The organism is Pseudonocardia sp. SID8383, from assembly GCF_009864975.1.
In the GTDB taxonomy this organism is placed as follows: Bacteria; Actinomycetota; Actinomycetes; order Mycobacteriales; family Pseudonocardiaceae; genus Pseudonocardia; species Pseudonocardia alni.
The window spans coordinates 1-10,270 of sequence record NZ_WWFY01000681.1 but is presented as its reverse complement, the minus strand read 5'-3'; the positions used below and the strand labels follow the sequence as shown (position 1 = coordinate 10,270).

The following is a 10,270-nucleotide window of genomic DNA, read 5'->3' as shown; positions in this document are numbered from 1 at the left end:
GCCCCGGCGCGGGCGGCGGCGGGGCCTGGCCGTCCGGCCCCGGCTGACCGGGGGGCGGCGGCGCGGCGGTGTCACCGGTACCGGTCCGCTCGCGGGCGAACTTGGTCGCGGTGTCGATCTGACCGTCGTGACCGTACTTCTGCTTGGCCGCGTCGCCGACCTTGTTCAGGGCCTGGTCGACCTTGTCGTCGTGCTTGCCGAGCAGTTCCTTGGCCTTGTCCAGGAAACTCATGCGCCCCATGCTGGCCCCGTCAGCGCCGGGGCGCAGTGCCGGGCCGTCGCTCGTTCGGGTGGTGGTGGCCGCCGGTCGCCGAGCGGAGCCGGGCGTGCTCCGGGCGGAGGTCGTCCACCCGGGTCACGCCGAGCAGCTGCATCGTCCGCTCCACCTCGGCGCGCAGGATCTCCACCGCGCGGGACACCCCGGCCTCGCCACCGGCCATCAGCCCGTACAGGTAGGCGCGGCCCACCAGCGCCGCGCGGGCGCCGAGCGCGGCGGCGGCGACGACGTCGCCGCCGTGGGTGATCCCGGTGTCCACCAGGACCTCCGCGTCGTCGCCGAGCTCCTGCACCACCGGCTCGATCAGCTCGGCGGGCACCGGGGCCCGGTCCAGCTGCCGTCCGCCGTGGTTGGACAGCAGCACGCCGTCGGCGCCCGCGTCGGCGACGCGGCGGGCGTCGGTGACCGACTGGACGCCCTTGACCACCAGCTTCCCGGGCCAGGCCCCGCGCAGCCAGGTGACGTCGTCGAGGGTCAGCGCCGGATCGAACACCCGGTTGATCACCTCGTAGGGGCTGCCGCCGCCCGCGGCGAGCGACTCGAACGTCAGCGGCTCGGTGGTGAGCAGGTCGAACCACCAGCGGGGGTGGCGGGCGCCGTCGACGAAGGTCCGCAGCGACAGCGCGGGCGGGATGGACAGGCCGTTGCGGGCGTCGCGGCGCCGGTTGCCGCCGACCGGGGTGTCCACGGTGAGCAGCAGCGTGTCGTAGCCGGCCTCCTGCGCCCGGGAGACGAGCTCGTGGGCGACCGAGCGGTCGCGCCACAGGTAGAGCTGGAACCAGTGCCGCCCGCCGCGCCCGGCCTCGGCGACGCCCTCGATCGTCGTCGAGCCCATCGTCGAGAGCGCGTAGGGGATCCCGGCCCGCGCGGCGACGGCGGCGACCGCACGCTCGCCCTCGGTGTGCATCATCCGCGTGAAGCCGGTCGGGGCCAGCGCGAAGGGCAGCGACGAGCGCCCGCCCAGGATCTCCCGGCCGGTGTCCACCCGCGAGACGTCGGTGAGCACGGTCGGCGAGAACTCCACCGACGCCCACACCTCGCGGGCCCGGCGCAGGCTCACCTCGTCCTCGGCGGCCCCGTCGGTGTAGTCGAACACCGCCCGCGGCGCGCGCCGCCGCGCCAGCTCGCGCAGGTCACCGATGCTCGACGCGCGGGCGAGCCGGGCCGCCGTGCGGTCCAGGGTGAACGGGGCCGGCCGCAGCAGCGGCGCCAGCTCGGACGGGCGGGGAATGCGACGGCGCACCATCGCCCCGACATTAGGTGACCGGTCAGCGTCGGCGCAGCAGCTCGTAGGCGGCGACGGCTCCGGCGGAGGCGACGTTGAGCGACTCCACCCCGCCGTACATCGGCAGCGAGAGGATCCCGTCGAGCCGGGAACGGACGTCCTCGGTCAGCCCGTCGGTCTCGTTGCCCAGCACCAGCGCGACCCGGGACGGGAGCGACGCCTCCAGCAGCGAGTCGCCGCCGGCGTCGAGCCCGAACACCCCGAACCCGGCGGCGTGCATGAGGTCGACGCCCTCGGTGGCGGTGGCGCAGCGCAGCACCGGCGCGGCGAACGCCACCCCGGCCGACGCCTTGATCACCAGCGGGTCGATGGCGGGCACCCCGCGGCGGGGCAGCAGCACGCCGTCCAGACCGGCGGCCGTCGCGCTGCGCAGGATCATCCCGACGTTCGACGGGTTGGTGACGGCGTCGAGCACCAGCACCGACGCCGGCCGCCGGGTGCCCAGGTCGGACAGGAAGTGCTCCAGCGGCGACATCCGCGGGGCGACGACGTCGGCCAGCACGCCCTGGTCATGGCGGCCGTTGCCGGCCAGCACCTTCACCCGCTGCGCGGTCGCGCGCTGCACCGGCACCCCGCGACCGCGGGCGGCCGCGGTGATCTCGCGCTCGCCGCCACCGCGCACCGTGTCGGCCAGCACGACCTTGTCGACCTCCAGGTCGGGGTCGGCCAGCGCCTCCAGGACGGGCTTGCGGCCGTAGACCGTGATGAACCGGTCCTTCGGGGAGACCGCACCTGCATCGCTCACGAGGAGAAGCGTCGCACGTAGGATCGCGGCCATGCCGTCCCGGCTCTCCGCACTCGACGCGTCCTTCCTGTACCTGGAGGAGGCGACCACACCGATGCACGTCGGCGGGGTCGCCGTGTTCGACCGCCCCGACGACGGCTTCGACTACGACCGGCTGGTCGAGCTCATCGAGCAGCGCATCGCGCTGGTGCCGCGCTACCGGCAGAAGGTCCGCCACGTCCCGGGCAACCTCGCGCGCCCGGTGTGGGTCGACGACCCCGAGTTCGACATCGCCTACCACGTGCGCCGCTCGGCACTGCCCCGTCCGGGCAGCGAGGAGCAGCTGACCGAGCTGGTCGGGCGCCTGATGTCGCGCCCGCTGGACCACACCCGCCCGCTGTGGGAGATGTACCTCATCGAGGGCCTCGCCCCCGCCGGGGACGGCCGCGGCGGCGACGGCGGACGCGTCGCGATCCTCACCAAGACCCACCAGGCGATGGTCGACGGCATCTCCGCCATCGACATCGGCCAGGTCATCCTGGACGTCTCCGCCGAGCCGCGGGACACCCCGGACGAGCTGTGGATGCCGCGCCCGGAGCCGACCGACGGCCAGCTCGTGCTCGACGCGATCTCCGAGGCGGTCACCCGCCCCACCGAGATCGTGGACAACGTCCGGGTCGCCGCGGGCGACGCGCTGGCCACCGTCGGCAAGCTCGCCGGGGCCGCGGGCAAGGTCCTGAACATGGCCCGCACCGCGGGCCGCCGCGCGCCCGGGCTCCCGTTGAACGCCGAGATCTCCACCCAGCGCCGGTTCGCGATGGCCCGCACCGACCTGGAGGACTACCGCAAGGTCCGCGCCGCCTACGGCTGCGACGTCAACGACGTGGTGCTCGCCGTCATCGCCGGTGCCCTGCGCACCTGGCTGATGTCGCGCGGCGAGCCGGTCGCCGGGTCGTCGTCGGTGCGGGCGCTGGTGCCGCTGTCGGTGCGCGGGGAGGGCGACGTACCCAGTTCGGCGACCGGCGGGTCGCTCGGGAACCGGGTGGCGTCGTTCCTGGTGGACCTGCCCGTCGGCGAGCCGAGCCCGCTGGTGCGGCTGCACCAGGTCACCCACCAGATGCGCGAGCACACCGACACCGGCGACGCCGTCGGTGCGGACACGCTGGTGCGGATCGGCGGGTTCGCCCCGCCGACGCTGCACGCCGTCGGCGCCCGCGCCGCGAACGGCATGGCCCGGCACTTCTTCAACCTGGTCGTGACCAATGTGCCCGGCCCGCAGTTCCCGCTCTACGCGGCCGGGGCGCGGATGCTGGAGATGTTCCCGGTGGTGCCGCTGGCGAAGGGTCAGGCCGTCTCCATCGGCCTGACCAGCTACGACGGTGGTGTGTACTACGGACTGAACGGGGACAGGGGCGCCATGGGCGACCTGGACGTGCTCGCCGGGATGGTGGACGAGTCACTCGAGGAGCTCCTCGAGACACTGCGACAGACACCGATGACACCCGTCAGAGGAGACGACCGTTGAGGATCTACCTCCCCGCGACCTGGCCGATGCTGGCCCGCACGGTGAAGACCGGGAACTTCGAGCCGCTGGGCGGCACCGCGTTCGCACTCACCCCGAAGCTGCGCGAGTCCTACACCGCAGGCGACGACGAGGAGCTCGAGTACGCCGCGATGAACGAGGCGGCGCGGGCGTCGCTGCGGCTGCTCTCGGTCGAGTTCGGGCTGGGCGAGGACGACACCCCCGCCCGCCGGGTCGTGGTGTCCGCCGACACCGACGACGTCACCCTGCGCCCCGACCTCGACGACGGCGCGGTCCGGGTCACCGGCCCGGTGCCGGTGTCGAAGATCGCCGCCGTGCACGTGGACCTGCCGGAGGCCGAGCACGCCGTCCGGGAGGCGGCCGGCGCGGTCGACAAGGCCGACCTGGGCGACATGGACGCCGAGTTCCTCGTCGGTGAGGCCGAGGACCACGAGCTGGCCTGGTACGACGGCACCGAGCTGCCGTTCCTCGTCGAGCTGGGCTGAGCCCCGGCGGTCGGTCAGCCCGTCCCGGCCGGCGGCCCCGGTGCGGGATCGGCGAACACCGGGTCCCGCCCCTCCAGCCGCGCGGTCACCGCCTCGCGCTGGTTCGGGCTCGCGATCAGCGCACCGATCTCGGCCTGTTCGGCGGCGAGCTGCTCGGCGGGTGGGCGGGGCGCCGCGAGCAGCCGCTTCGCCGCACGCACGGCGTGCGGGTTGCGGGCGGCGATCTCGTGCGCGGTCGCCAGCGCGGCCGCCCGCGGGTCCTCGGCGGTGCGGGTCGCGAGCCCCAGCGCGACGGCCTCGGTGCCGGACACCGTGCGCCCGGTGAAGGTCAGGTCGCGGGCGACGTCGCGCCCGACCAGCTGCGGCAGCAGCAGCGTGCCGCCCATGTCCGGCACCAGGCCCCATATGATCTCCAGCACCGACAGCGTCGCGGTGGGGGCGACGATCCGCAGGTCCGCCCCCAGCGCGATCTGCAGCCCGCCGCCCAGCGCGTGCCCCTGTACGGCGGCAATCACCGGCACGTCCAGCTCGGCCCAGACATACGCTGCGCGCTGCCCGGTCGCGTGCGCCGGGGAGCCCTCGCGCGGCGGGGGCAGCTCGGCGGTGGCCGAGCGCCGTTCACCGGAACGCATCGCGCGGAACATGTCGCGGTCCAGCCCGGCGCAGAAGTCCGGCCCGTCCGCCGAGAGAACCACCGCGCGGACGTCCGTGCGGTCGCGCAGCGCCTCCGCGGCGTGCACGATCGCGGTGAACTGGGCGACGTCGAGGGCGTTGCGGCGCTCCGGGCGGGTGAGCCGCACCTCGGCGACGCCGTCGTCGACGGTGGTCCGGACACGCTCGCTCATGCACCGGACCGTAACCCGGATCGGAGGCCGGTATGGCGTTCGTCGCGCCGCAGCTGCACGAGGTGACCCGTGGGCTCGCGTTCCCGGAGGGCCCGGTGGCGCTGTCCGACGGGTCGGTGCTCGTCGTCGAGATCGCGGCCGGGCGGCTGACCCGGGTGCTGCCCGACGGCGGCCACGTCACCGTCGCCGAGACCGGGGGTGGACCGAACGGCGCCGCGATCGGCCCGGACGGCGCCGTCTACGTCTGCGACAACGGCGGCTTCACCTGGCACACCCGCCCCGACGGCACCGTGTACCCGGGCAACCAGCCCGAGGACTACCGCGGCGGCGCGATCCTGCGCGTCGACCCCGACACCGGCGGCTCCTCGGTGCTCCACGACGGCCTGCGCGGCCCCAACGACATCGTCTTCGCCGCCGACGGCACCTTCTGGTTCACCGACCTCGGCAAGCGCCGCCCCCGCGAGGTCGACCTCGGCGGGCTGTACCACGCCCGTACCGACGGCTCGGCGCTCACCGAGGTCGTGCACCCGCTCATGACCCCGAACGGCGTGGGTCTGTCCCCGGACGGTTCCCGGCTCTACGTCGCCGAGACCGCCACCGGCCGTGTCTGGTGCTGGGCGGTGACCGGACCCGGCACGCTCGCCGCGCCGCCGGAACTGCCCGGCCCGCCCGGCCCCGGTGACGCCCGCCTGCTGCACGGCTTCGCCGGGTTCCGCAACCTCGACTCGCTCGCCGTCGACGGCGACGGGAACGTCTGCGTCGCCACCCTGGTCTCCGGCGAGGTCAGCGTGCTGTCCCCGGCCGGGGAGCTGCTCGGCACCGTCGCGCCGCCCGAGCACGACCCGCACGTCACGAACATCTGCTTCGCCGGCGCCGGGTCGCGCGACGCCTGGGTCACCTCGTCGGGACGGGGTCGGCTCTACCGCTGCACCTGGCCGGTCGACGGTCTCGACCTGGCGTTCCGCCGCTGAGGGCCCCGGGTCAGCCGCGGACCGGCGGTTCGATGGTGATCGGGGCGCCCCAGCCGTCGTAGCGGACGAGGGCGTCGAGCGCCGCGCCGTCGGGGAGCTGCTGGCGGACCCGGCTGCGCAGCGGCCTGCGCTCGGCGTCGACCCAGATCTCCGCGCTCAGCCGGGTCAGTCCGGCCTGCTGCTGGGCCTGCAGCGCCGTGCGGCGCGCCGGGTCGGTCTCGGTCGCCGCGGCCCGGACCAGGTCGACGACCAGTGTGTAGTGCACGGTCGGGGTGCCGTCGACGGCGTCGTCGGCGGCGTCGGCGACGAGCACCGCGTCCGGGTAGCGCGCGACCGCCCCCAGCGGGTCGAGTCCGGCGGCGACGTTCGCGGCCAGCGTCGCGTGGGACATCTGCTCCGGGGGCAGCGAGACCCGGCCGGCCTCGCCCCAGCCGCCCTCGCCGGGGCGCAGCCAGGTCCGGCCGTCGATCCGGATGATCTCCGTGCTCTGCGCGACCGCGCCGGACGGGCCGGAGCGCAGCAGCAGCCGCACCGCGGGGGCGTCCCCGTCCTGGTCGACCCGCAGGGCGCCGTCGCCGGTGACCGGGACGGTCGTGCCGCCGTCGGTCAGGGTGCCCGCCACGGACAGCGTCGAGCCGCCGTCGAGCCGGGTGCGGGCCCGGACGTCGGTGATCAGCGGCGCCGGGTCGTAGTACTTCGGCAGGGCGGCGGGCGCGGCGGCGGGCGGTGCGGGGGTGGCACCGAAGGAGCCGGGCCAGGCGCAGCCGGTCAGCCCGGGCACCAGCACCGCCCCGCACAGCAGCAGCGTCATCGCGCGCCGTCCCGGCACTACCCGCTCCCCGGCCGTCGTCGTGATGGTCAGAACCTGTCGCTCGCCAGCGCCACCAGCACGCGGCGCAACGCCTCGAGTCTGCCTCCTCCGAGTGCGCCGGAGGCGACCAGGTCGTCCAGTGCGCACTCCGGGTCGGCGGGCGGCCCGAGGTGCCCGCAGCCGCGCGGGCAGTCCTCGATCGCGGTCGCCAGGTCGCCGAACGCGGCGACGACGTCGTCCGCGCCGACGTGCGCGAGCCCGAACGAGCGCACCCCGGGGGTGTCGACGACCCAGCCCTCGGCGTGCGGGAACGCCAGCGCCGCGGTGGTCGTGTGCCGGCCCTTCCCCACGCCCGACACCCGTCCGATGGCCTGGGTCGCGGCCGGGACGATCGCGTTGACCAGGGTGGACTTGCCGACCCCGGAGTGTCCGACCAGCGCGCACAGCCGCCCGGACAGCTCCTCCCGCAGCGCGTCCAGCCCGGACGGAGGCCCGGACTCCGAGCGCCCGGTCACCAGCACCGGCACGCCGAGCTCGCGGTACTGCGCCGCGAACGGCTCCGGGTCGGCGAGGTCGGACTTGGTCAGGCACAGCACCGGCTGCAGCCCACCGGCGAAGGCCGCGACCAGGCAGCGGTCGACGAACCCGCTGCGCGGCACCGGGTCGGCGACGGCGGTGACCACGATCAGCCGCTGCGCGTTCGCGACGACGATCCGCTCGTAGGGGTCGGTGTCGTCGGCGGTGCGGCGCAGCACGGTGTCACGCTCGGCGACCCGCACGATCCGGGCGAGGGTGTCCGGCTCACCGGACAGGTCCCCGACGAGGTCCACCCGGTCCCCGACGACGACCGGCGTCCGGCCCAGCTCGCGGGCCCGCATGGCGACGACCTGGGGCAGCCCCGGGTCGGCGTCGACCGCGCAGGTCCACCGTCCCCGGTCGACGGCGGTGACCATCGCGCGGGTCGCGTCGGCGTGCGCGGGCCTGCGCTTGCTGCGCGGCCTGCTCCCGCGCCGTCCGGGGCGGACACGGACGTCGGACTCGTCGAGCCTGCTGATGTCGCGGGGCATGTCAGTTCCCGACCAGCGCCGCCCACCGGCCGGGGAAGTCCGGGATGGTCTTGTCGGTGCTCGCCACGTCGTCGACCTCGACGCCCGGCACCACCAGCCCGATGATCGCGCCCGCGGTCGCCATCCGGTGGTCGGCGTAGGCGCCCCACGGCCGGTCGGACCTTCCGGTGAGCGGCTTCGGCTCGATGACCAGGCCGTCCTCGGTCTCGGTGACGGCACCGCCGAGCGCGGTGATCTCGGTGGCGAGGGCGGCGAGCCGGTCGGTCTCGTGGCCCCGCAGGTGCCCGATCCCGCGCAGCCGCGAGGTGCCCGACGCCAGCGCGGCGACCGCGGCGACGGTGGGGGCGAGCTCGCCCGCGTCGTGCAGGTCGACGTCGACGCCGGTGAGCCGGTCCGGCCCGGTCACGGTGAGGCCGTCGGCGGTGTGCGTGACCGTGGCGCCGAACTGCTCCAGCACCGGCAGGACGTCGACGCCGGGCTGGGTGGTCTCGGCCGGCCAGCCGCGCACGGTGACCCGCCCGCCGGTCACGACGGCCGCGGCGAGGAACACCGAGGCGTTCGACAGGTCGGGCTCGACCGACCAGTCCCGCGCCGCGACCGGGCCGGGCTCGACCCGCCAGGTGTTCGGCTCGGCGTCGTCGACGGCCACCCCGGCGGCGCGCAGCATCTCCACGGTCATCGCGATGTGCGGCTGCGACGGCAGCGGCGTCCCGTCGTGGACCACGGTCACGCCGCGCTCGAACAGCGACCCGGACAGGAGCAGCCCGGACACGAACTGCGACGAGGCCGACGCGTCGATCGTGACCTCGCCGCCCCGGACCGGGCCGCCGTCGAGCACGAACGGCAGCGCGTCGGCGGCGCCGTCGTAGGACACGGCGGCCCCGAGTGCGCGCAGCGCGTCCAGCACGGTGCCCATCGGGCGCTCCCGGGCGCGCGGGTCGCCGTCGAAGCGGACCGCACCGGACGCCGTCGCCGCGGCCGGGGGGACGAATCGCATGACCGTGCCGGCGAGCCCGCAGTCGACCCCGGCGGGCGCCTCGGGGGTCCCGCCGCGCAGCCCGGGGTGCGCGCCGATCTCCACCGTGTCCCCGAGCGTGGTGACCGGGACGCCGAGCGCGGCGAGCGCCCCGGTCATCAGCGCGGTGTCGCGGGTGGGCGGGGCGCCGTCGACCCGGACGTCGCCGCCGGACAGGCCGGCGAGCAGCAGCGCACGGTTGGTCACCGACTTCGACCCGGGGACGGTGACGGTGCCGGTCACCGGCGACCCGGGCGTGGGGGCGGTCCAGTTGCTCACGCCTCCATCCTTCCCCACGTGGGAGGATGGGGCGCATGTGCGGCCGTTACGCCTCCACGAAGGCCCCCGCGGACCTGGCCGACGAGTTCCACGCCGTCGACGCGACGCAGGAGACCTCGCAGCGTCCGGACTACAACGTGGCGCCGACCAAGGACATCACCGTGGTGGTCGAACGCCACCCCCGCGACGAGAGCGGCGAGCCCGACCGGGGCGCCACCGAGCGGTCGCTGCGCACCGTGCGCTGGGGGTTGGTGCCGTTCTGGGCGAAGGACCCGTCGGCGGGTGCGCGGATGGTGAACGCCCGATCGGAGACGATCACCGAGAAGCCCGCGTTCCGCCGCGCGGCCGCGTCGCGGCGCTGCCTGTTCCCGATGGACGGCTGGTACGAGTGGCAGCGCCACGACGCCGTCCCGAAGTCCCAGGGAGGGACCGGCAAGCCGACCAAGCAGCCGTACTTCACCCACTACGCCGACGGCGCCACGATGGCGATGGCGGGCATCTGGGAGTTCTGGCGCCCGCAGGGCGACGAGCTGACCGAGAAGTACCCGGACGGGCTGGTCACCGCCTGCGTGCTCACCACCGACGCGGTCGGCCCGCTGACCCAGGTGCACGACCGGATGCCGCTGCTGCTGCGCCCCGACGACTGGTCGGACTGGCTCGACCCGGACCGCGGCACCGGCGACGAGGGGGTGACCCGGCTTCTGGTCCCGCCGTCGCCGGAGCTGGTCTCGACCCTGGACATCCGGCCGGTCTCGCCGCAGGTCAACAACGTCCGCAACAACGCGCCCGAGCTGCTCGACCGGCTCCCCGACGACCAGGTGACCGAGCCGATCCAGCTCGACCTGCTCTCGTGACCGCGGCGCGCGAGGTCGACACCCCGCGCGGCCCGGCCCGGGTCACCCTGCACCGGGCGGGGTCCCCGCGCGGGCTGCTGCTGCTCGGGCACGGCGCGGGCGGCGGCGTCGACG

11 protein-coding genes and 1 pseudogene are annotated in these 10,270 nt (G+C 75.4%); 5 read left to right on the top strand and 7 right to left on the bottom strand.

Annotated elements, in window-relative coordinates; genetic code table 11:
- The 3 genes from GTW08_RS16565 to GTW08_RS16555 all read right to left on the bottom strand — a co-directional run.
- A partial coding sequence (locus GTW08_RS16565) for an antitoxin (protein WP_161152194.1) occupies positions 1–232 on the bottom strand: 232 nt, incomplete at its 3' end.
- Positions 233–251: 19 nt separating this feature from the next.
- Positions 252–1,523, bottom strand: a complete 1,272-nt coding sequence (locus GTW08_RS16560) for an alpha-hydroxy acid oxidase (protein WP_161152193.1) — start codon at positions 1,521–1,523, stop codon at positions 252–254.
- A gap of 22 nt (positions 1,524–1,545) precedes the next feature.
- A complete protein-coding gene (locus GTW08_RS16555; protein ID WP_073576328.1) occupies positions 1,546–2,340 on the bottom strand; it encodes a TrmH family RNA methyltransferase in 795 nt (264 codons plus the stop codon).
- On the opposite strand from GTW08_RS16555, the gene GTW08_RS16550 reads away from it, so the two are divergent.
- Together GTW08_RS16550 and GTW08_RS16545 are read left to right on the top strand one after the other, a co-directional pair.
- Positions 2,339–3,811, top strand: coding sequence for a WS/DGAT/MGAT family O-acyltransferase (locus GTW08_RS16550; protein ID WP_073576327.1), 1,473 nt, complete (start codon positions 2,339–2,341; stop codon positions 3,809–3,811). The genes GTW08_RS16555 and GTW08_RS16550 overlap by 2 nt on opposite strands.
- A complete protein-coding gene (locus GTW08_RS16545; protein ID WP_073576326.1) occupies positions 3,808–4,314 on the top strand; it encodes a DUF6912 family protein in 507 nt (168 codons plus the stop codon). The genes GTW08_RS16550 and GTW08_RS16545 overlap by 4 nt, the downstream gene beginning before the upstream one ends.
- Before the next feature lie 14 nt (positions 4,315–4,328).
- Here GTW08_RS16545 and GTW08_RS16540 read toward each other — a convergent pair whose 3' ends face one another.
- Positions 4,329–5,159: a crotonase/enoyl-CoA hydratase family protein gene (locus GTW08_RS16540; protein ID WP_161152192.1), complete on the bottom strand. Its 831-nt coding sequence runs from the start codon at positions 5,157–5,159 to the stop codon at positions 4,329–4,331.
- A 32-nt stretch (positions 5,160–5,191) separates the two neighbouring features.
- Between GTW08_RS16540 and GTW08_RS16535 the strand changes: the two genes are divergently transcribed.
- Entirely contained in the window at positions 5,192–6,130 is a 939-nt protein-coding gene (locus GTW08_RS16535; RefSeq protein WP_202417258.1) for an SMP-30/gluconolactonase/LRE family protein, read from the top strand.
- Between the two features lie 10 nt (positions 6,131–6,140).
- On the opposite strand, the gene GTW08_RS16530 is transcribed toward GTW08_RS16535, so the two are convergent.
- From GTW08_RS16530 to aroA, 3 genes are read right to left on the bottom strand one after another with little or no spacing between them, the layout of a single operon-like run.
- Positions 6,141–6,941, bottom strand: coding sequence for a hypothetical protein (locus GTW08_RS16530; protein WP_161152191.1), 801 nt, complete (start codon positions 6,939–6,941; stop codon positions 6,141–6,143).
- A gap of 47 nt (positions 6,942–6,988) precedes the next feature.
- A complete protein-coding gene (rsgA, locus tag GTW08_RS16525; RefSeq protein WP_073576323.1) occupies positions 6,989–8,008 on the bottom strand; it encodes a ribosome small subunit-dependent GTPase A in 1,020 nt (339 codons plus the stop codon).
- 1 nt (position 8,009) lies between these two features.
- Complete coding sequence (aroA, locus tag GTW08_RS16520) at positions 8,010–9,302, bottom strand: 3-phosphoshikimate 1-carboxyvinyltransferase (RefSeq protein ID WP_161152190.1); 1,293 nt, start codon at positions 9,300–9,302, stop codon at positions 8,010–8,012.
- A 35-nt stretch (positions 9,303–9,337) separates the two neighbouring features.
- Between aroA and GTW08_RS16515 the strand changes: the two genes are divergently transcribed.
- A complete protein-coding gene (locus GTW08_RS16515) occupies positions 9,338–10,156 on the top strand; it encodes an SOS response-associated peptidase (protein WP_161152189.1) in 819 nt (272 codons plus the stop codon).
- Positions 10,153–10,270: pseudogene (locus GTW08_RS16510) on the top strand (alpha/beta hydrolase); the annotation flags it as partial. The gene GTW08_RS16515 and the pseudogene GTW08_RS16510, both read left to right, overlap by 4 nt.